The sequence below is a fragment of the Veillonellaceae bacterium genome (genome assembly GCA_025992895.1).
Lineage (GTDB): Bacteria > Bacillota > Negativicutes > Veillonellales > Dialisteraceae > Dialister.
In genome coordinates this window covers 1863044-1884346 of sequence record DAJPGA010000001.1, presented here as the reverse complement: position 1 = coordinate 1884346, position 21303 = coordinate 1863044, and the positions used below count along the sequence as shown (strand labels likewise).

At 49.8% G+C, this 21303-nt stretch carries 17 protein-coding genes; 13 read left to right on the top strand and 4 right to left on the bottom strand.

Features of this window, described 5'->3' with window-relative positions:
- Positions 1-6 precede the first annotated feature (6 nt).
- From OIM03_08215 to OIM03_08160, 12 genes are all read left to right on the top strand, one after another.
- Positions 7-1620, top strand: coding sequence for an MATE family efflux transporter (locus tag OIM03_08215; GenBank protein ID HJI74249.1), 1614 nt, complete (start codon positions 7-9; stop codon positions 1618-1620).
- 258 nt (positions 1621-1878) lie between these two features.
- Positions 1879-2679, top strand: a complete 801-nt coding sequence (locus OIM03_08210; GenBank protein ID HJI74248.1) for a transporter substrate-binding domain-containing protein — start codon at positions 1879-1881, stop codon at positions 2677-2679.
- Positions 2680-2688: 9 nt separating this feature from the next.
- Positions 2689-3345 carry an amino acid ABC transporter permease gene (locus OIM03_08205; GenBank protein HJI74247.1) on the top strand — a complete coding sequence of 219 codons (657 nt, stop codon included), beginning with the start codon at positions 2689-2691 and terminating at the stop codon, positions 3343-3345.
- Between the two features lie 173 nt (positions 3346-3518).
- Positions 3519-4736, top strand: a complete 1218-nt coding sequence (locus tag OIM03_08200; GenBank protein HJI74246.1) for an FprA family A-type flavoprotein — start codon at positions 3519-3521, stop codon at positions 4734-4736.
- A gap of 19 nt (positions 4737-4755) precedes the next feature.
- Complete coding sequence (locus tag OIM03_08195) at positions 4756-5829, top strand: efflux RND transporter periplasmic adaptor subunit (GenBank protein HJI74245.1); 1074 nt, start codon at positions 4756-4758, stop codon at positions 5827-5829.
- Positions 5826-6419: a DNA-3-methyladenine glycosylase gene (locus OIM03_08190; protein HJI74244.1), complete on the top strand. Its 594-nt coding sequence runs from the start codon at positions 5826-5828 to the stop codon at positions 6417-6419. The genes OIM03_08195 and OIM03_08190 overlap by 4 nt, the downstream gene beginning before the upstream one ends.
- A 112-nt stretch (positions 6420-6531) precedes the next feature.
- On the top strand, positions 6532-10065 hold the full coding sequence (gene smc / locus OIM03_08185; protein HJI74243.1) for a chromosome segregation protein SMC: 3534 nt from the start codon (positions 6532-6534) through the stop codon (positions 10063-10065).
- Between the two features lie 73 nt (positions 10066-10138).
- Positions 10139-11083, top strand: a complete 945-nt coding sequence (gene ftsY, locus OIM03_08180; protein HJI74242.1) for a signal recognition particle-docking protein FtsY — start codon at positions 10139-10141, stop codon at positions 11081-11083.
- A 76-nt stretch (positions 11084-11159) separates the two neighbouring features.
- Positions 11160-12398 (top strand): aminotransferase class I/II-fold pyridoxal phosphate-dependent enzyme, encoded by a 1239-nt coding sequence (locus OIM03_08175; GenBank protein ID HJI74241.1) that lies wholly within the window; start codon positions 11160-11162, stop codon positions 12396-12398.
- A gap of 66 nt (positions 12399-12464) precedes the next feature.
- The gene (locus OIM03_08170) at positions 12465-13139 is read left to right on the top strand and encodes a M48 family metallopeptidase (protein HJI74240.1); all 675 of its coding nucleotides are present in this window, start codon (positions 12465-12467) and stop codon (positions 13137-13139) included.
- Positions 13140-13330: 191 nt separating this feature from the next.
- The gene (locus OIM03_08165) at positions 13331-14197 is read left to right on the top strand and encodes a LysR family transcriptional regulator (GenBank protein HJI74239.1); all 867 of its coding nucleotides are present in this window, start codon (positions 13331-13333) and stop codon (positions 14195-14197) included.
- 139 nt (positions 14198-14336) lie between these two features.
- Positions 14337-14960: a hypothetical protein gene (locus OIM03_08160; protein HJI74238.1), complete on the top strand. Its 624-nt coding sequence runs from the start codon at positions 14337-14339 to the stop codon at positions 14958-14960.
- A 278-nt stretch (positions 14961-15238) separates the two neighbouring features.
- Here OIM03_08160 and OIM03_08155 read toward each other — a convergent pair whose 3' ends face one another.
- The 4 genes from OIM03_08155 to OIM03_08140 all read right to left on the bottom strand — a co-directional run bounded on the left by OIM03_08155 (position 15239) and on the right by OIM03_08140 (position 19789).
- Complete coding sequence (locus tag OIM03_08155; GenBank protein HJI74237.1) at positions 15239-15877, bottom strand: histidine phosphatase family protein; 639 nt, start codon at positions 15875-15877, stop codon at positions 15239-15241.
- 27 nt (positions 15878-15904) lie between these two features.
- The gene (gene serA, locus OIM03_08150) at positions 15905-17494 is read right to left on the bottom strand and encodes a phosphoglycerate dehydrogenase (GenBank protein HJI74236.1); all 1590 of its coding nucleotides are present in this window, start codon (positions 17492-17494) and stop codon (positions 15905-15907) included.
- A gap of 40 nt (positions 17495-17534) precedes the next feature.
- Positions 17535-18605, bottom strand: a complete 1071-nt coding sequence (serC, locus tag OIM03_08145; GenBank protein ID HJI74235.1) for a 3-phosphoserine/phosphohydroxythreonine transaminase — start codon at positions 18603-18605, stop codon at positions 17535-17537.
- A gap of 476 nt (positions 18606-19081) precedes the next feature.
- Positions 19082-19789: a hypothetical protein gene (locus OIM03_08140; GenBank protein ID HJI74234.1), complete on the bottom strand. Its 708-nt coding sequence runs from the start codon at positions 19787-19789 to the stop codon at positions 19082-19084.
- 234 nt (positions 19790-20023) lie between these two features.
- Between OIM03_08140 and larA the strand changes: the two genes are divergently transcribed.
- The gene (larA, locus tag OIM03_08135; protein ID HJI74233.1) at positions 20024-21271 is read left to right on the top strand and encodes a nickel-dependent lactate racemase; all 1248 of its coding nucleotides are present in this window, start codon (positions 20024-20026) and stop codon (positions 21269-21271) included.
- Positions 21272-21303 lie beyond the last annotated feature (32 nt).

Here is a 21303-nt window from a genome sequence, read left to right as displayed (position 1 = left end):
TCAGTGATGATACCGATCCTGGTCGCTCAGGTATCTACGGCAGGCATTACCTTTATCAATACAACGATGGCAGGTCACGCAGGTGCGGATGATCTGGCCGGAGTTTCTGTCGGAGCCGGTCTTTTCTATCCGATCCTGGCTTCCATTATCGGCCTTCTGATGGCGGGCACGCCTATGATGGCACAGCTTCTCGGACAGAAGAAGAAGGAAGATCTTCCTCTGATTGTCCGCACAGGCCTTATGATCGGACTTTTCATTTCCGCCGTCTTTGCAGCAGGCTACTTCCTTTTCGTTGACAACCTGATGGAATACCTTGCACTTGAACCGGCCGTTGAACACATTGCCCGCGGCTACCTGCTTTCTATGGTGGGTGTCGTGACTTTCGTGACATTGATCATTCCGCTTCGCTGTCTGACAGACACGGCAGGATCCACGTCCGTTTCCATGAAGCTTTTCCTCATTGCTCCGCCAGTGAATGCGGTGCTTGACTATCTCTTCATTTACGGACACTTTGGATTCCCGAGACTTGGCGGTATCGGTGCAGGCGTTGCTACGATGATTACGTACGGATGCCTTCTCGCACTCTTCCTTGCAGTGATTCTTACCACGAAGGAATTTATGGGAAAGAATATTTTCTCTTCCTTTAAAATCCGCAGTGCAGACCTGAAGGAATACCTGGTCGTCGGTGTTCCGAGCGGCATGTCCATTTTCATGGAAATGAGTCTTTTCAGCCTGATCATCGTATTCCTGGCCAGATACAGCACGGATACGCTGGCGGCTTACCAGATTGCGGACAACTTCGCAAGTCTCGTGTACATGCTTCCTGTCAGCTGCTCCATGGCGCTGACAATCCTGATTGCAACAGCAGCAGGCGCAGGGGATATTTCCCTGGCACGCCGTTATAAAAAAGCCGGCTTCATCACAGCGATGGCTGGCGCTCTTATGACCGTTTCCTTTACGCTTTTCTTCCGTCATTCCATCGGAATGGTATACACGGATGATGCAGCTGTCGCAGCCATTGCGGCACAGTTCCTGATCTACAGCGCAGGATGGCAGCTCTTCGACGCGATTTCCACCCCGATTCAGGGAATCCTTCGCGGGTTGAAAGATACACGCGTATCCTTTGTCCTCATGGTTGCCGCTTACTGGGGCGGATGCTTCCCGATGAGTCTTCTTTTGGACAACATGACGGATCTTGGCGCAGCTTCTTACTGGCTCGGCCTTGATTTCGGCGTAGGCTGTTCGGCGCTCCTCATGGTTCTGAGACTTTTCTATGTCGAAAGAGTCATGGACGGAAGACCCGTACCGGTCATCGACAATATCCTGGCATTTTTCAAACTCAAGACAGCATCTTCCGGAATGCCTGCTTATGCAGCCGCTTTTTCCGGGGAAGATCATTCCATCCGCGCTGTTGTTGAAATGAACATAAAACAGGCAGAAAAATTAATCGCATTCATGACGGAAATGGAAGAAAAACTTTCCGTTCTCATCCAGAACGTCAAGGAAGCAGAAGTAGATATCTTTACAGAAACACGGAGGGTCCTTCCGATCAGAAAGGCTCTTCTGACGGATCTTCATTTATCCATACTAGGCCATGCGACGAGGGCCTACGTGCCTTAGGGTTACTTATGAGAGGCGGATACTGGAAACACATCCTCGTCAGCCTGAATGACACAGGGCGGTGCTGTTAGCACCGCCTTTTTGCATGCTCTTTGTCTTGAATCATACGGAGCTCTAAAAACGTGAGTTAAGTGATAGAATCCGAAAACTGTACAAAATATAAAATAAATAATTAGATAGTGAACAAGTTGTATTATATCTAGAATTCTTCTATAATAGAGGAAAGTGAAATTTTTCTGTATAGAGGATGGGATAGATATGAAGAAATACTGGATAGGAGCGGCAGCCCTGCTGCTTGCTGCCGGACTCGCCTTGTCAGGCTGCGAGAAAGACAGCAGCAGTGAAACGGGAAAGATTCATGCAGTGACGCATGCAAACTGGAAGCCGTTCGAATATATGAAGGATGGGAAGATTACAGGCTTTGACGCGGCGCTTCTCGAGGAAGCCGCTAAACGTGCAGGTCTTTCGGCAGAACTTGGTGATGCAGGATGGGAAGCTCTTTTTGAGCAGATCCGTTCCCATCAGGCGGATCTTGCCATTTCCGGGATCACGATCACAAAGGAGAGGGAGGCATCGTATCTTTTCTCGAAGCCTTACTTCATTTCCCGTCAGGCCATCCTAACAAGGCCGGACAAGGATATCCGAAGTGCTGAGGATTTGAAGCGCTCTGACATAGAAGCCATTGCTGTCCAGAATGGATCGACAGGACAGGAAGCTCTTGAGAAACTTCTCGGCAAGAATGCGCCTGTCATTAAAAAAACGCCCATGTCCATCCAGATGCTGATCGGAGGGCAGGCCGATGCCATAGTAGGGGATGAAACGTCCCTGAAATCCATTCAGGCGCAGTATCCGGACCAGCACCTTGTGATTGTTTATGATGATCAGGCATTCAAGCCGGAATACTTCGGCATTCTTTATGCAAAGGACAATACGGCGCTGAAGGCAAAGCTGGATAAAGCCATTTCTTCCATGGTGGAAGACGGAACATACTCGCGCCTCTATGAGGAATGGTTCAAGACAAAGCCGGACGAGAAGGTCCTGGCAAGTTTGAAGAAGTAAGGAAGCGGTATGATGTTTGATTTCAATTGGAACATTCTTGAAGCATATGTTCCATTTTTCATATCCGGGACAAAGCTGACGATCGAGCTCTCCGTCACCGCATCACTGGCGGGATTCTTCCTCGGTCTCTTTCTGGCAGTCCTCCGGGTATCGGGGAGGAAATTTCTCTCCCTTCCCGCGGCCTGTTTCATGGAGTGCATCCGCGGCACGCCTCTTCTGCTGCAGCTTCTTGTCGTCTACTTCGGAATCATTCCTCTGCTGATGAGAAAACCCGACGGGACGTTGGCGGCGATGCTGGCGCTTTCCATCAATGCGGGGGCTTATATCGCTGAAACAATCCGGGGCGGCATCCTCGCTGTCGATGAAGGGCAGGAGGAGGCGGCAAGGGCGCTGGGCCTTTCGCACTGGCAGTGCCTTCGCTATGTTGTTCTTCCGCAGGCTGTGCGTTCTGTCCTGCCGGCGCTGGGGAATTCCTTTGTCAGTCTCATCAAGGATTCTTCACTGGCTTCTGTCATTGCCGCGCCCGAGCTCATGTACTGGGCCAATGCCGCCAATGCGGAATACTACCGCGTCTGGGAGACCTTCATCACGACAGGCATGATTTACCTCATTCTGACCGTGACGACCGGCCGCCTGCTTGCCCGTCTTGAAAGGAAGAGGGCATAGGAAACCACAGGAAATCTACCGCTTCGTCTTATCAAAGTTTTTTGTATTCTTATGCCCGTTTTGATGGGATTTCACATCTCACGAAAGGGGCTTTTCGTGATATACTAATGGGTGTGGCGATAGCAATTTACATAAAATATTTATGTTTCTGTCAATAACAAGGGAGCCTGAAAATGCATAACGAACAACAAGTGACCCCTCATATTTACTGGGTGGGCGGCAATGACTTCAATTCCCCCAGATTTGAAAATCTGATTCCTCTGAAATCCGGGGTGACATATAACAGTTATTTCATCGACGACGAAAAGACAGCTGTCATCGATACGACAGATTCTGTAATCCGTGACCTTTTCATTGGCAATGTCAGCCATCTGCTTCACGGCCGCAAGCTGGATTACATCGTGGTCAACCATATGGAACCCGATCACAGCGGATCCCTTCTGGCGCTTGCCATGGCATATCCGGAAGCAAAGATCGTGGCTTCGGCGCAGGCACTCAAGATGCTCGGACAGTACTTCCAGGTATCCATGCCTGAAAGATACATTACATCCGATGAAAAGCTCGTCATCGATCTTGGCATGCACAAGCTGCGTTTCCTCAAGGCGCCGATGGTCCACTGGCCGGAAGTCACCTTCACATATGATGAAACGGAGAAGGTTCTTTTCACCGCGGATGGATTCGGCACATTCGGCATCCTGAATGGTTCCATTTTCGCTGATGATGTGGATTACAAGGAAGAATACCTGGGCGAATGCCGCAAGTATTATGCCAATATTGTTGCCCGCTTCGGCCCGCAGGTCCTCTCAGCCCTGAAGAAAGTGGATGCGCTTGATGTCCGTTATATCTGCTCGCTCCATGGCCCGGTCATCCGCAGGAAGGAAGACATAGATTTCCTGATCGGGGAATACAAGAAATGGGCTTCCTGGACGCCGGATTACCAGTCAGTCAACATTTTCATCGCTTCTGCTTATGGCAATACAGCCATGGCGGCTGAAGTCCTTGCGGCCAAGCTTGCCAAGCGCGGCATCAGGAACCTGAAGATGGTGGACGTCTGCACGGTCTCCCTTGCTGATTCATTTACAGAAATTCTCCGCAGAAGCCACATCGTTCTTGCCGCTTCGACAATGAATATGACAGTCAATCCTCTGATGAGCGCATTCCTTGCCATCTGCACGGAAATGAATGTCACGAACAGAAAGGTTTCCATCATCGGGAACAGCAGCTGGACACCGAATGTCAGCGGCCAGCTGATGAAGGATGTCGTATCGAAGTGGAAGAACTGCGAATTGCTGGGGGATCCGGTTCATATCGTCTCCTCTATGCCTGATGATGATGCAGATATTGAAAAACTGGCAAACATCATTGCAGAAGACATACTTAAGGAGAAATAACAGAAAAGAAGGTCAAAGAATGAGAAAATGGATGATGGCTCTGGCTGCGACTTGCGCCGCGGCTGTCATGGTGCTGTCTGGATGCGGAAACACGCCTTCCGTTCATGTGACAAAAGCGGCCATCAGTACAGAACCTTTTACATTGGAAACAAAAGCGGCTCCGGAAGCTCTTCATACGGCGCCTGTCATTCCTTCCGTATCAGGCGGCCTGATTTCAAACCCGCCGGATATCGGTGCGACGGTCAAGGCAGGTGATGTCCTCTTCAAGATCGACGCATCGCAGTATGAAGCGCAGGCATCGGCTCTGCAGCAGAAAATCGCAGAATCTTCTGCCCAGGCAGCGCCTGTCTACAACGGTCCTTCCGTAGATAACAGCCTCGAAGCTTCCCTTTTGAAGCAGGGAATCATTACGAGAGCTGAATATGAAAAAATCAAAGGAAGAAATATGCCGTCCGGTGGTGCTGTTTCCGGCGGCGGAGCTCCTGATCCAGGCCTTATCGCATCGCTCCAGACGCTTCAGAAAACGATTGCTTCCTGCACTGTCCGCGCACCGATCAGCGGCGTCGTCTCCCAGGTTTATCTTGGAGATACGCATATGGCAATGGCAGGGAAACCAGCACTCGTCATCCGTCAGGATTCACCGGTCGTAGCAACGATCGAGCTTCCTGTCCGCCTTGATTCCGTGATGGAAAAGGCAAAGGATGAAAAGACACTGACCGTATCGATGAGCGATGGCAAAGGCGTCTGGTACGGAGAACTCAAGCAGCAGCCAAACCAGAATGGTGAAAAATATACTACCTATAAGATCCAGGTAGATAACCCGCAGAATGAGATCACAATCGGAAATGAGTATGATATCCGCGTAGAAAGCGGTCAGAATGTTTCCTGCATCATGATTCCGGACTCTGCGATTATCGGAGACAATACGGTTGCCATCGTCAATGATGGAAACCTCGTCGATATCAAGGACGTATCCATTGCAAGCCGTCAGGGCGGCTATGCGATGATCATGGATGGTTTGTCTGAAGGAGACCGTGTCATTACCGATCCTCCGAAGGGCATTGAAATGGGCATGCAGGTCGATGTGAAATGAAATGGGTAAGAGAAGACTTCCTGGGAGATTCCGTTGAAACGGCAAAGAAGCTCATAGGAGCCGTCCTTGTCCATCGTTCGCCGGATGGGATTACCGCTGGGCGCATCGTGGAATGCGAAGCATACGGCGGCATCTGGCGGGGCCATGGAGATGACGGCGCCCACGCCTTCAAAGGTTTGACACCAAGAACCCGCGTCATCTTCGGAGAAGGCGGACATGCCTACCTTTACCTCATCTATGGCATGTACACCTGCCTCAATGTGGTGTGCGGCCACGAGGGAGAAGGGACGAGTGTACTTTTAAGAGCGCTTGAGCCACTGGATGGAATCGATCTTATGAAGGAAAGACGCCATACAGACAAGGTGAAGCTCCTGGCTTCCGGTCCCGGGCGCCTGACGCAGGCAATGGGTCTTGATAAATCCTTCTACGGGACAGACCTTACGGGAAATACCCTTTGGATCGAAAGCAGGAATGACGGGCCGTATCCCGTCAAACGCAGCAAACGCATCAACATCGATTACGCCAGGTACGGGAAGAACTTCCCCTGGAGATTCACACTGGAAGGAAGCCCCTTCATTACAAAGAAATAGGGGAACGCCGGAGGCACGAACTTCCGGCGTTTTTTGGCGGCGCGCGCTGTATTCCCATTTTTCGTCCTGTTCCTGTATAATATAGAAAATATATGCCTGAAAGGGAGAGATTATGAAATTACTCCGTTTGATTCTGCAGGGATTCAAATCCTTTGCAGATAAGACAACCATAGAATTTGCCGATGGAATGACGGTCATCGTAGGCCCGAACGGCTGCGGGAAAAGCAATATTTCCGATGCTGTGCGCTGGGTGCTCGGGGAACAGAATGTCCGCAATCTGCGCGGACAGAAAAGCGAGGATATCATTTTCGCAGGTTCCGAATCAAGGCCGAGGAAGAATGGCGCGGAAGTTACGCTGGTACTGGACAATTCCAACAGGGAGCTGCCGCTCGATACAGCAGAAGTTTCCATCACGAGAAGAATTCTTCGCAATGGGGACAGTGATTTCCAGATCAATAAAAGGAACTGCCGCCTGAAGGATATTCATGAGCTTCTGGCCAATACAGGGCTCGGGAAGGGTTCCCTTGCCATTATCGGGCAGAACAGGGTCGATGAAGTACTGACGGCAAAACCGGAAGAAAGAAGAGCCATTTTTGAAGATGTGGCAGGAATCAGCCTGTACCGCATGAGAAAGAATGAAGGCTTGCAGAAGCTCGTCAAGACAGCGGAAAACATGGACCGCGTCAAGGACATGATGGCGATGCTTGATGAACAGACCGGGCCGATGAAGGAAAAAGCAGAAAAAGCAAAAGCATACAAGGCGCTTGCAGCGGAAAAAAGAGCCGTGCAGGCGACGATGTCTGCCTTAAAGCTTGATTCCATCAAAGAGTCCCTCGAAAAGCACAAGGCTGAAACGGAAACTCTTGAGCAGGACAGCGTGAAGTGGAAGGCAGAGCTTACAAAAGCAGCGGCTGCTCTTGCCAAGCTCGAACAGGAAACGCTTCTCCATCAGGAAAATGTGAAGAAGACAGGCACGGATTTCGCAGAAGCCAAGGAAAAACTTGATGCAATCCGCGTAGACTACAAGATCAAGGAAGAAGCGCTCGAACAGGAGAAAAAGAGGACAGAAGAGCTCAAAGAGGATGAGGAAGATCAGAAGGAAGCCGAAGAAGAACTGATCGAAGAAATCCAGAATGATGAAGAGGAAATGAAGGCAGCCGAAGCCGAAAAGGCAGACTGGCTTGCAAAGCAGAATCAGGCAGAAGATGAAAAGGAAAAGCTGGCCGGTGATCTCGCTGCTTCTGAAAAGGCGTATTCTGAAATCCTGAATTTCAGCAGGCAGAAGATGGCAGAAAAGCAGAAGCTTGAGCAGGGACTGGCGTATCTGGATAATGAGGTCCGCCGTCTTAAGGGCGAATCGTCCAGAAGGGAAGAGGCGGCAAAGAGCCTCGAAGGCGAGCTTCAGAAAACGAAAGATGCGCTCACAAGTCTGCTTGCAGAAGAAAAAGAGGCCATGGCCCGTCAGGAACAGTTGAAGGAAGAGGGCATCCGCGACAGGAAAGCGCTCGATGAGGCAAGGAATGAATGCTTCGCTATCGGAAATGAATTGAATGAAGCGGAATCCTCTTTCCGTACCATCCATTCCCGCCGCGAGTACCTGGAAAAAGCAGACAAGGAATATGCAAGCTTTTCCAGAACAACAAAGACCGTCATGGAAAACAGAACCATCTTCGGAGACGCCGTTCATGGCGCTCTTGGTGAATTGATCCATGTCCCGTCAGAATATACAGCGGCTGCAGAAGTGGCTCTGGGAAGCCAGATTTCAAACATCGTCACGGATACGACAAAATCAGCCGGGGACATCATCCGCTGGCTGAAGGAAAAGAACCTCGGCCGTGCAACATTCTATCCGCTTGAATCCATGAAGCCGTCCTCTTATTCCGGAAGAGAACAGGAAGCTTCCCGGGAAGACGGGATCCTTGGCATTGCCGCTGATCTTTTTGAGACGGACTTCCTGTATCAGGATCTTTTGCGCTCCCTCCTTGGAAGGACTCTGATTGCCAAAGATCTTGATGCGGCAAGAAGAGTCTCCAAAAAGTACGGATACCGCCTGCGCATTGTCACGCTGGACGGCCAGATCGTCAATGCCGGAGGCTCCATGACCGGCGGATCCATGAAGAAGGAAAATACCTACTTCGGAAGAAAAGAAGAAATCAAGGAACTTTACGCAGAAGAAAAGAAGCGCGAAAAGGACCTTGCTGATTTAAGGAAAAGGAAACAGGAAAAGGAAACGGCAAGGGACAGCCTTTCTGAAAAGGTGGCAGGAGAACGCGAATCCTGGCATCAGATGGATCTGGCGCTTGCTTCCTTCAAAGGGCAGAAGGATGGCCTTGAAAAGACCAAGACGGATCAGGAAACCCGCCTGAGAGAAGGAAAAGATGCCCTTGCTTCCATCAGTGAATCCCTGGAAAAATCCATTCAGCAGATGACGGAAGGCCGGGAGCTTCTCAAAACGTATGAGGATATCCCTGAACCAGGAAAAGATGAGAAGAGTCTTGCTATCCGCAAACAGATCGATGATAAGGCAGGCGAACTGATTGCCATCCGCGAAGGACTGACGAAGGCAGAAAGCCGTGCATCCTTTGCAAAGCGCATGATGAACGACGCCAAAAAGGCGCAGGAGGACCAGAAGAAAGACAGGGAAGACCTCGAAAATAAAAAGAAAGCCAATGAAGATGCAAAGAAAAATCTTGCGGAAGCACTGGAAAAACTGAATCAGGATTTCGAAGAGGCAAACGGAAAATGGGAGTCCATCCGCACGAAGCAGGAATCCCTGCAGGGCGAGACTGACAGGTATGCGGAGCTTGAACGCAATAGCCAGGCAGCCTGGAGAAAGGCGCAGGAGAAGTCCTCATCCGTTGAAAAGGATCTGGCGGATAAGAAAGCGCGTCTGGAACGGTTCAAGGAAGAAGAAGCTGAAGAGCTGCAGAAAATCAGTGAAGAGGGGATGACCCGTGAAGAAGTGGAATCACTGAAGCTTCCGGGAACCTTGAATGAAATGAAGAACCGTGACAAGGTGCTTGCAGGAAAGATTGCCGATCTTGGCACGGTCAATCCGGCCGGCGAGGAAGAGTATGAAGAGCATCTGAAAAAGAGAAACTTCTACGAAGAACAGATCAACGACATGAAGGGCGCCGAAGAAGAGCTCAGGACGGTCATCAAGGATATCGACGAGAAGATGGCGTCGCAGTTTGATGAAGCCTTCACCAAAGTCAATCAGGAATTCGGGCGCATCATGCAGATCATGTTCCAGGGCGGCAGCGCGAAGCTTGAGCTGACCGATCCGGAGCATCCTCTGGAATGCGGCGTGGAAATGTACCTGCAGCTTCCGGGCAAAAAGCGCCAGCCGCTGACGCTGATGTCCGGAGGAGAAAGAGCGCTGACGGTCATTGCACTCCTGATTTCCTTCATGGCATACAGGCCTGCTCCCTTCTGCTTTGTCGATGAAATCGATGCGGCGCTCGATGATTCCAACGTGGACAGGTACAGCCGCATGATTGCCGAATACAAGAAAAAGACACAGTTCATCGTCATTTCCCACAGGAAGAGAACGATGGAATTTGCTGATACGCTGCAGGGCGTCACCATGGGCGAAAAAGGCGTTTCCTCGCTTGTGACGGTCAAAATGAAAGATTACGTGGAATGATGAAATGTTCGGGCGTAATTTTCACGTAAATGATACAATAGCCATATAAGAGTAAGGAATAAAGGAGGGTACAATGGGATTTTTTGATAAAATTCGCAAAGGGCTGACAAAGACAAAAGAGTCTTTGATCAAGAATATAGAGAGCGTTGTCATCGGCTACGCAACGATTGACGAGGACTTCCTGGAAGATCTGGAGATGGTACTTCTTTCCGGGGATATCGGCGTCCGCACGACAGATTTCCTGATGAGGCAGATCCGCCGCGGCGTTACCGAAGGCACGATCCACAATACGAACGAAGTCATGCCTTTCATGGAAAAGACAGTGGAAGAGCTTCTGAAAGATGACGAGAAGGATCTGAAGGAAGTGCATCATCCGGAAGTCATCCTGGTCGTAGGTGTCAACGGTGTGGGCAAGACGACGACAATCGGCAAGATGTCGGCCCGCTATCACAAGGAAGGAAAGAAAGTCCTTCTGGCGGCAGCCGATACATTCCGTGCAGCGGCTTCCGAACAGCTGACAATCTGGGCAGAACGCACCGGCGCTGACATTGTCAAGCATGCGGAAGGCGCTGATCCTGCAGCCGTTGCTTTTGATGCTGTCTCTGCCGCTAAGGCAAGAGGCGCAGATGTCGTCCTGATCGATACGGCCGGCCGCCTCCAGACAAAGGTCAACCTGATGGAAGAACTGGCAAAGATCAGCCGTGTCGTCAAGAAGGTCATTCCGGATGCTCCGCATCAGACGCTTCTTGTCCTTGATGCGACGACAGGGCAGAATGCTGTCAGCCAGGCAAAGAACTTTGGTGAAATCGTTCCGCTGACAGGTGTCGTCCTGACAAAACTTGATGGAACAGCCAAGGGCGGCGTCGTCCTTTCCATTTATGAAGAACTCCATGTCCCGGTCAAATGGATCGGCCTGGGAGAAAGAGAAGACGATCTTGAACGCTTCAATGCGAAGGACTTTGCAAAGGCCCTTTTTGAAACAACCGACCATGCTTCCGGAGAAAGCACAAAGGTATAACCGGGCAGATCCGGTCTGCACTTGATTTCCAAAGAGTTTTCATACTTTTATTGATCTGAAAAAGAGGCGCATTTTTATGGTAAGTCTGGCAGCACCCCATGCAAAGGGGAAGAAATCCAATGATGTGATTTTCGGTGCATCCGCCGCAGCGAAAGCGGATATTCAGAAAATCGGGGCTGAGCATGTCGTCAATGCGACGATCGGCACAATTCTGGATGACGATGAAAAAATCGTCTGCCTGCCTGTTGTGGAAAGAGTTTTCAAATCCCTGCCGATGGCAGATATTATTTCCTATGCACCGATTGCAGGCACTCCCAAGTACCTGGAAGATGCACAGGCCGTCTGCTTTGGCAGCCACCGTCCGGATGCCTATACGGCAGCCATTTCGACAACTGGCGGAACCGGCGGCATCCATCATGCTGTTCATAACTACACATCTCCCGGCGATGAAGTGCTGACGTCCGACTGGTACTGGGGCGCATACAAGACAATCTGCGAAGACAATAACAGAAAACTGCGCACTTACAAGCTTTTTGACGAGGATCTCCAGTTCAACAGGGCTTCCTTTGAAGGAAATATCCTGCACATGGCTGAAAATCAGGAAAATGTCATGGCCATCATCAATTCGCCGGCACACAATCCGACCGGCCATGCGCTGACGAGCGAAGACTGGGATTTTGTCATTTCTCTCTTTACCGAGCTTGCTGAAAAAGGAAAGCACATGATCCTTTTTGCAGATGTAGCTTATCTGGATTATGCAGGACCGGATGCCAGAGATTTCTTCTCCAAGTTCAGCAAACTGCATGAGAATATCCTTGTCCTTGTGGAATACAGCATGTCCAAGGGGTTCACGATGTACGGCCTCAGAAGCGGTGCACTGATTGCGATTTCCTCCAGCCAGGATGTCATCAGTGAATTCAGTGATATCAATTCCTTCACAAGCCGCGCAACATGGTCCAATACAGTACGGGGCGCACAGGAAACGCTCTGCCGCATCTGGAAAGATGAGAAGCTGAGAAATGAATGGGAAACGGAAAAGGAAGAATATTATAAGCTGATTCAGGAAAGAGCGGCTATTTTCGTCGAAGAGGCGAAAGAAGTCGGGCTTCCGATCCTTCCTTACAAATCCGGATTCTTCATTTCCGTCCCTGCAAAGGACTCCAAAGCTGCCTGCAAGGCGCTCTATGATGACCACATTTACCTTGTTCCGCTCGCTGCCGGCGTAAGAATCGCTGTCTGCGCAGTCAGCAAGAAGAAAATGCATGGCATTGCAGCAAAGCTCAAAGCAGCCATGGAAAGAACAGGACAGTTATAAAAAATTACATTGGAGCTGTGACAAGATGCGTTCATTTTGTCACAGCCTCTTTTTTATGGAGGGCACATGTATATAGAAGGCGTGGGAGAGGTGGAAGTCATCAGAAAGCGCATCAGCCGTATGTATATCCATGTCGGGCGCGGCAGACGCGTTTTCGTGACGGCTCCCCGCACCTGCAGTGAAGATCTGATCCGTCGTTTCCTGACGGAGAAAAGAGGCTGGATCCTGGCGACGCTTGAGAAGACGCCGGAAGCAGTGGAATATGAATATACCGATGGGGAAGAACATATTCTTCTGGGAAAGAAAGTGACGCTCCATGTGGCAGGCGGCGCATCGAATGCCTGCACCCTTAACGGGCGGGATGTCATGATCACCGTCCGTTCTTCAAGAACGAGCGTCAGGAAAGTCTATGAGGAATGGTCGCGCGATATGGTGAGGCGGATTGTCGTGATGTACATCAAAAAATGGGCTGAGACGATGGGAGTATTTCCCGGCGATATAACGATCCGGAAAATGAAGGGAAGATGGGGGAGCTGCAATGTGAAGACAGGCGAATTATGCTTTGCTCTCGATCTCATCACAAAAGACGGCGCCTGCATTGAGGGTGTCGTCGTCCATGAACTCAATCATCTTCTTGAAAAGGGACATACGCGTAGGTTTCATGACCTGATGGCGCATTGGATACCTGATTACAAGGAACGCCAGAAAATATTATCACAAAGTCCGAGGGAATTCATTTAAAGGGGTGAAATTGCCAGGAATCTGCCGCATGGTCATCATAAAATGCGCGGCTTATTGAAATTTTTTGCAATTTCCTCAAAAATATCGAATATAGTCTTTCTGTCTGTTGCCAACTTATGGTATAATCTAATAAAATAATTCTATACCAAAATCTTTTTATGGTAGTGGTAAAGGTTTCGTGAGGTAATCGAATGAATAACACGGATTGGAAAATCCTCATCTATTTGCGCGAAGAGCGGAGTATCAATAAGGTAGCAAAGCGGCTGTTCATGACACAGCCTTCTTTGACGTACAGGCTGAGCCAGATGGAAAAGGAAATAGGATGTCCACTTTTCATCCGTACCAATAAAGGTGTGCATTTCACAGATGCGGGCAACAGGCTTTTCTCCTTCGCGGAAAAAGAACTGCAGCAGTATCAGGATATGAAGAACTATGTCACGCATGAACCGAATTCCATTTCCGGCGTTCTCCGCATTGGCGCGAGCCAGTCTTTTGCGCAGTCCCATATGCCGGCTATCCTGAAAGGATTTGTAGACGAATACAGTGATATTGAAATTTCCCTGACGACGGATACGAGCGACCGCCTGGTCAAGCTGGTGAAGAAGGAAGACATCCATCTTGCCATCGTAAGAGGCAATCAGGAATGGCCGGATTCCGACATTCTGCTTGAAGACGCACCGCTCTACCTGATTTCCGCCAAGGAAATCGATTACAATACGCTTCCGGGACAGCCTTCCATTCGTTACAGGAGCGATCCGTCCCTTGACGAACTCCGTACCCGCTGGTGGAGACACAACTTCTCCGATTCCCCGCATTTCATGCTGACAGTGTCTGACTGCCTGACCTGCGTGGAAATCGTCAACCAGGGTCTTGGTCATTCCCTGATCCCGGCCGATCTTCTCCCGAAATGCGCTCCAAGCGTCAACCGTGAGATGATTTATGACAGACAGAAGAAGCCGATCTTGAGGCCGAGCCACCTCATCTACAAGGAACCGATGCTTCAGTCGACGCCTGTCAGGATTTTCGTCGACTACATACGCAAGTACTTCGGCGTGTAAATAATAAGAATAAAAGCAGACTGCTCATGCATAGCGGCCTGCTTTTTTGATGCCCGGGAAAGGGGACGGGCTCCATGACGTCCCTTTCCTGAACGTGCTACAATACAGAAAAGGACATGAATCGAAAGGAGGATTTCCTATGAAAAAAATCTTTGGATGGTTTCTTGCTTTTCTCCTCATTTTAGGCGCAGGCACGGTGTCCATGGCAGCGGATGAGCAGGTCATGAACCGCAAGCTGGGCTATTTTGACAATACGAGGACAGTGCTTCTCCTGCCCGCTCTCTTTGGCGACGGCGACTATGCAGCCTCTTATGTGAACCGCGAGATGAATACGATATTCCGCTATCCTTACTACAGGAAACTGGATACGGAGGGATATGCCGGCAAAGCGTATTCGCCTTCAGAACTTCCTGCTCTTGCTGAACAGACGGGCGCAGATATCGTCGTCATGCCGGTCATTTCCCGCTGGCAGCAGATCATCATGCACCCCATGCCTTTCTCCGATGGAGATGCATTCATTGAGACAGCAGCCAGAATAGACATTTACTCCTACAAGAAGGCAGACGGCATTGTCAGGGATGACAAGGCTTCCTACTGGAAGACGGAAGATGAAAGCTTCGTCAGGAATGTTTATATCCTCGATGAAATGATGAGGAATATTTACAAAACATTCCCGTACCGCCGCGTTCCGACCGAGATTCCTTCTAATTTATCCGGTGATACAGCGCCGGACCGCACTCCGCAGGCAGCAATGAATCATTGATGAAAGCGCAAAAAGGGGATGTGACAAAATCCACCAAAACACCGTTTTTCTTTTCTCGAACGAAGTTCGGTTTAAGGGTGTTTGAGCTTGCCCCGTAGGGGGAGCTGGCGCCGGAGGCGACTGAGGAGGTTCATTTCCTTCGAGTGCAGCGAGGTTTTGAGGTTTTCAGATAACATAAATATATAAATGTGTTGGATAATCTTCTAATTGAATATGCCAGCATAAAAGGAGCTGTAGCAAAATGATTGGACATTTTGTCACAGCTCCTTTTCATTTCCTTATAATCCTTTTTGCTCCGTTCCGCTGATGAGGTAGCCCAAATGCGGTGTGGAATTCATCGTGACAAGCCTCCAGACGCCCTTGTCATATTCGAGGATGTTGATGCAGGCATTGTCCTGCTTGATCTGCCAGAAGCGGCCGATGCCCATGCCGAAGAGATCGCAGATGATGACCTTGTTTACTGCATCGTGCGCGGCGACGAGGACGGTTTCCCCGTCATACTTTTCTGCATATTCGTCAAAAGCAGCGCGGACGCGTTTCCTGACATCTTCCAGACATTCGCCTTCCGGCATCTGCACTTTTTCAGGATGGGTATGCCAGAGATGGAATGATTTCGGATACCTGGCTTCGATCTCATCGGCATGGATGCCTTCCCAAAGGCCGTGGCTGATTTCCGTCAGCCTTTCGTCCTTTTCTACGGCAAGGCCGTGTTTCTCAGCCGCCATCCGGCATGTTTCGTAGGAACGGGAGAGGGGACTGGAAATGGCGCGGTCGATGTGGATGTCCTTCAGTCCTTCTGCGCAAGCCATGCCCTGACGGATGCCTCTTTCGGAAAGCGGGGTATCTTCCTGGCCCTGATAACGGCCTTCCGTATTCCATGTGGTTTCCCCGTGGCGGATCAGAATAATTCGTACCATGATGGCTCCTTTTCAAAAATTCATGGATTAATGTTCGCAGTGGATGACTTTGACGTCCTTGATTCCTTCGATATTCATGAGGGACGGGAGGACAGCGGTCGGGATATCCTTGTCTACAGCGACGGCCATGACATTGATGCCCTTGTCATTGGAAGCTCCGACCTGCATGCCGTTAATGTTGATGCCGGCAGCGCCGAGAACTCCTGCTACCTGACCGATCATGCCCGGTTTGTCTTCATGTGGAGCGATGATGATGCAGCCTTTTGGCTCGAAATCGACTCTGAAATGATCGAGGGAAACAATCTTGGCTTCTTTTCTGTCAAAGAGGGAGCCTGTGATTCTGTGGGTTCCTTTGTCTGTGTCGATGGTGAGGGAAATCGTGTTGGTGAAGTAATGGCCTTTTCTGGCTTTGACTTCGCGGACTTCCATGTGGCGTTCTTCTGCGATGCCTCTGGCGTTGACGAAATTGACCGTCTGCTGGAGGACAGGAGCAAGGAGACCTTTCAAGACAGCGGTTGTAAGAGGTGCTGTTTCCGTTTCAGCCAGTTCGCCGGTATATTCGACATTGACGCCGGAAATCCTGCCGCCGGCCAGGTCGATGCCGATGTTGCCCATTCTTTCGCAGAGGTCGAAGTATGGCTGGATGACATTGAGTGTGGCCTTGGTAATCGGGGATGCATTGACAGCCGTTGCAACCGGTTCACCATGGAGAGCCTGCGCTACACCGACAGCAACATCGGTAGCAACACCTGCCTGCGCTTCTTTGGTGGAAGCACCAAGGTGAGGGGTTAGAGCGACATTGGTCAGACCGAGGAACGGGTTTTCTTCCGGCTTCAGCGGTTCGTTCGGCCATACGTCGATGCCGGCACCTGCGACTTTTCCATTCTTCAGCGCCTCAGCGAGCGCTTCGATATCGACGACTGCACCGCGGGATGCATTGACGAGGCGAACGCCGTCTTTCATTTTTGCAATGGCTTCTTTATCAATCATGCCGCGTGTTTCATCCGTCAGCGGTGTGTGGAGGGTGATGTAGTCAGATTCACGGAGAAGTGTATCCAGATCGGTCAGTTCCACGCCGAGCTGCTGGCCTCTTTCCAGCGGGATATAAGGATCATAGCCGATGGTCTTCATGTTGAAAGCCTGCAGACGTTTTGCCACATTGGAACCTACGCGGCCGACGCCGATGATGCCGACGGTCTTGTTCAGAAGCTGGATGCCTGTGAAGCTCTTTCTGTCCCAGCGGCCTTCCATGATGGACTGGTGTGCCTGCGGAATGTGGCGCGTCATGGAGAGCATCAGGGCAATCGTGTGCTCGCAGGCAGCAATCGTATTAGATTCCGGCGTATTGACGACAGTGATGCCTTTCTTGGTAGCTTCTGGGATATCGATGCCGTCGATGCCGACGCCGGCTCTTCCGATGACCTTCAGGTTCACAGCCGCATCAATGACCTTCTTGGTGACGCGTGTCTGGCTTCTTGTAATGATGGCGTCATAGTCAGCAATGACTTTGCAGAGCTCATCTTCTTCCATATTCGGCTGGATATCTACGATAAATTCCTTTTCAAGGATTTCCTTGGCTTCTTTGGCAACGTCAGCGGTGATGAAAATTCTGTACATGATGATTCCTCCTTGGTGGTAATGGCTTCAGGTATGATGATTAACCGTTGGTTCTTTCATATTCTTTCATAAAATCAGCGAGCGCTTTTGCGGCTTCCGGTGTGACTGCGTTGTAGAGGGAAACGCGGAGGCCTCCTACAAGACGGTGGCCTTTGACACCGATGAAGTCATTCTTCTTGGCTTTCTCGACGAAATCCTTTTCCAGTTCCGGCGTAGCGAGGTTGAAGGTAATGTTCATCATGCTTCTGTCCTTCACGTCAGCGTGGCCTTTGTAGAAACCGCCGCTCTGATCGATGGTGTCATAAATGAGTCCGGCTTTTACCTTATTTCTTTCTTCAATGGCTTTGAGTCCGCCCATGTTCCAGATCCAGTGAAGCATCCGGTTCAGCGTGTAAATGCAGAAGACAGGCGGCGTGTTGTATGTGGAATCATTCTTGACGAAAGTCTGGTATTGGAGGTATTCAGGAATATCCGTCCTTGCTTTTTCAAGAAGGCCTTTTCTGATTACGGCAAAGGCAGCTCCGGCTGCGCCCAGATTCTTCTGGATCCCGGCCCAGATCATGTCGAACTGGTTGAAATCGATTTCCCTGGAAAGAATGTCGGAGGACATGTCGCAGATGAGGGGAACATCGACTTTGGGGAATTCCTTGTATTCCGTGCCGTAAATCGTATTGTTGGCGCAGATGTAAAGGTAATCTGTGTCGGGACGGATATCGCAGATGTCCGGGATATAGGCGTAATTTCTGTCCTTGGCTGTATTGGCATCGTAAGTTTCTCCAAAGAAGGCGGCCGTATTTCTTGCCTTGTGCGCCCAGACGCCGGTATCAGCATAGGCGCCTCTTGTGTGAAGGAAATTGCATCCTGTCATCAGGAACTGCATCGTGCCGCCGCCCTGCATGAAGACGATTTCATAATCATCATCCAGTTTCATCATCTGGCGGAGGTATGCTTTCGTTTCATCGAGCATGTCTTGAAAAACGGGGGAGCGGTGGCTGATTTCCGTGATGCCCATTCCGGTTCCGCGGAAATCCGTCAGATCATTTTTCATTTCTTCGAGCACTTCGATCGGCATAGGGGAAGGGCCTGCGTTAAAGTTAAATACACGTTTCATTTGTATCCTCCTGAAAACACAAAAAGAGAAGACGTCCCATGGGACGAGCTTCTCTTTTTCTCGCGGTGCCACCCAATTTAGCCGCTGCCAATCTGTTGTATCCATAAAAAAACGCTCTTCATCCACTTAAGGGACGAGAGCACCCGCGATACCACCCAAATTGCCTTACGGCCATCTTTAGTCAGCTGTAACGGGCATGTCCCGGAAGACTCATCGTCTTCACCTCCGAAGCGGAAAGATAATAATGCTTTAACGGTTCACACCAGCCACCGTCTCTCTGAAAAGGTTTTATTATCCCTTCTTCATCATCGCTTGTTTCTTATGACTGGATTATAGACCGTCATTTGATCGTTTGTCAAGCCATCAAATAAGAAAAAATGATACATCTGTTTTAAGAGATATATGCTGATTCAAAAGAAAATACGGATACGCATACAAAAAAAGACGGCCTGGGCCGTCTTTAAAATATACTCCTGTCAATCGATTTCGCTCTTCAGATTCTTGAAGAAACGTTCAACGATCCGGGTGTAAAGTCCGTTGAAATTGCTGTCGTCCAATCTGTCACGGGCATCTTCGCTGGTGAAAACAAGAGCGCCTGTCTTCATGCTGTAAACATCGAAGCGGACAGTCAGGTACATCGTCACGTACCTCTTCTCAGGGATCTGTTCCGGGAAAGGAATCTTATGAACGACATCCTTGTAACCATTCTTGTCATGGACTGTTTCGTGGATTTCCTTGGTTGTCCATTCCGTATGGGCAGGAACCACGCTGACGAGCTTCTCGCAGCGGGTGACTGTCGGAACGACATAGAGATCCGCTTTTGCATCAACGGCTGCCTGAGGGATGCGGACAGCTGAAGTGGAAACTTCTTCAGAAGGCGCTGCAGCAGATGCATTATCCGCGCTGCTTCCTGGAAGAACCGCTATGGCTCCCTGAAGAGGCGCTGTAATGATTTTCAGCCCTTTGACTTCTGCAGCTTTCTGGTTGAAAATGACCTGGAAGGAACGGCCTTCCGGTGCCATTTTTTCGGACAGAGCATCGGTATTGACGACAGAGGTGTATATCGTATGAACTGCTTTGAAGGAATGTGTAGGGTCAGTCCATTTTGCATAATCCGCATTGGCCGTGAGAGACATAAGTGTCAAAGCGGATGCCAGCAGGGGAATCCAAAGTTTTTTCTTCATAAGTGAGGCAGACCGGATTGCAGATGGGAAATCGGTCTGCAGCCTCCTTTCTCTAAAAAAGAAATGATTGAATTGGGCCGCTCTCGCAAATAAACTACATTTTCATCATTATATCATGAAACAATGAAATTATTATATTTTACGGAATCCTTTTCCAGGGAATTTTCGCCGAAATATAGTATAATGTAAATATAGAAGTTTTTGTGTATGAGTCTCTCGAAGGGAGATCGAAAAATGGAATTTAAAATTAAATACTTCAAGGATTACGTACCATTTCATGTGGGTGATGAACATCATCCCATCGAATTGAATCCTAGAGAATGTCCGGCTGTAGAGTCCGAGGAAGCTGAAGTCAGAAGAGCATTGGAAAATCCGATTGACTCTCCGAAGCTTCGTGAAATTGTTCATCCGGGTGAAAAGATTGTCATCGTGACAAGCGACGTGACACGCCCGATGCCGTCCTGGGTCGTTGTGCCATGCGTCCTGGATGAACTGGAAAAAGCAGGTGTCGAAGACAAGGACGTCACTGTTGTTTTCGGACTTGGTTCCCACAGAAAGCAGACTGAAGAAGAAAAGAAACGCCTTGTTGGCGAAGATGTGTACAACCGCGTCAAATGCATTGACAGTGATCCCGATGATGTGGAACACATGGGATACTGCAAGAACGGAACTCCGGTCGATATCTTCAGGACAGTCGCTGATGCAGACCGCCGTATCCTTCTTGGCAATGTCGAATACCATTACTTTGCAGGCTACAGCGGCGGCATGAAAGCCATCATGCCAGGCGTATCCTCCAGAGCTGCCATTCAGGCAAACCATAAGAACATGATCAGCCCGGATTCCTACGCAGGCCATCTGGATGGAAATCCGGTCCGCGATGATATCGAAGAAGTCTATGACTTCTGCCCAGTTGATTTCATCGTAAACGTAGCCCTCGATGATCATAAGAAAATCGCCTTTGCAGCTGCAGGTCATCATGTTACAGCACACCGCGAAGCATGCAAATTTCTCGACAGCATCTACAAGATCAAAATCGACAAGCCGGCTGATGTCGTCATCGTTTCCACCGGCGGCTACCCGAAGGATATCAACCTGTATCAGGCCCAGAAATCCATCGACAACGTCAAACACGCAGTCCGCGAAGGCGGCATCATGGTTCTCGCCGCTTCCTGCAAAGAAGGATACGGCAGCGACGTATTCGGCCGTTGGATCCAGCAGTATGATACACCGGATGAAAGAATCGCAGCCATTCATGAACACTTCGAACTCGGCGGCCACAAATCCGCGGCTCTTGCCCTGGTACAGAAGAAATGCGACATTTACATGGTGACAGATATGGATGATGCTATGGTAACAAAAGCCAATATGACACCATTCCATGATCTGCAGGAAGCTGTCGATGCAGCACTGAACCGCATGGGCAAAGACTGCAGCGTCTACGTCGTACCGATCGGCGGATCCACACTTCCCATGGAAGACTAAAAACTAATAGTGAATAAAAAGAGGCAGGCGCA

What these genes read in the sequence shown, in the direction of transcription:
- OIM03_08215 (HJI74249.1), top strand. Translation starts at nt 7, where the DNA reads ATGATACCGATCCTGGTCGCTCAGGTATCTACGGCAGGCATTACCTTT.
- OIM03_08210 (HJI74248.1), top strand. Translation starts at nt 1,879, where the DNA reads ATGAAGAAATACTGGATAGGAGCGGCAGCCCTGCTGCTTGCTGCCGGA.
- OIM03_08205 (HJI74247.1), top strand. Translation starts at nt 2,689, where the DNA reads ATGATGTTTGATTTCAATTGGAACATTCTTGAAGCATATGTTCCATTT.
- OIM03_08200 (HJI74246.1), top strand. Translation starts at nt 3,519, where the DNA reads ATGCATAACGAACAACAAGTGACCCCTCATATTTACTGGGTGGGCGGC.
- OIM03_08195 (HJI74245.1), top strand. Translation starts at nt 4,756, where the DNA reads ATGAGAAAATGGATGATGGCTCTGGCTGCGACTTGCGCCGCGGCTGTC.
- OIM03_08190 (HJI74244.1), top strand. Translation starts at nt 5,826, where the DNA reads ATGAAATGGGTAAGAGAAGACTTCCTGGGAGATTCCGTTGAAACGGCA.
- smc (HJI74243.1), top strand. Translation starts at nt 6,532, where the DNA reads ATGAAATTACTCCGTTTGATTCTGCAGGGATTCAAATCCTTTGCAGAT.
- ftsY (HJI74242.1), top strand. Translation starts at nt 10,139, where the DNA reads ATGGGATTTTTTGATAAAATTCGCAAAGGGCTGACAAAGACAAAAGAG.
- OIM03_08175 (HJI74241.1), top strand. Translation starts at nt 11,160, where the DNA reads ATGGTAAGTCTGGCAGCACCCCATGCAAAGGGGAAGAAATCCAATGAT.
- OIM03_08170 (HJI74240.1), top strand. Translation starts at nt 12,465, where the DNA reads ATGTATATAGAAGGCGTGGGAGAGGTGGAAGTCATCAGAAAGCGCATC.
- OIM03_08165 (HJI74239.1), top strand. Translation starts at nt 13,331, where the DNA reads ATGAATAACACGGATTGGAAAATCCTCATCTATTTGCGCGAAGAGCGG.
- OIM03_08160 (HJI74238.1), top strand. Translation starts at nt 14,337, where the DNA reads ATGAAAAAAATCTTTGGATGGTTTCTTGCTTTTCTCCTCATTTTAGGC.
- OIM03_08155 (HJI74237.1), bottom strand. Translation starts at nt 15,877, where the DNA reads ATGGTACGAATTATTCTGATCCGCCACGGGGAAACCACATGGAATACG.
- serA (HJI74236.1), bottom strand. Translation starts at nt 17,494, where the DNA reads ATGTACAGAATTTTCATCACCGCTGACGTTGCCAAAGAAGCCAAGGAA.
- serC (HJI74235.1), bottom strand. Translation starts at nt 18,605, where the DNA reads ATGAAACGTGTATTTAACTTTAACGCAGGCCCTTCCCCTATGCCGATC.
- OIM03_08140 (HJI74234.1), bottom strand. Translation starts at nt 19,789, where the DNA reads ATGAAGAAAAAACTTTGGATTCCCCTGCTGGCATCCGCTTTGACACTT.
- larA (HJI74233.1), top strand. Translation starts at nt 20,024, where the DNA reads ATGGAATTTAAAATTAAATACTTCAAGGATTACGTACCATTTCATGTG.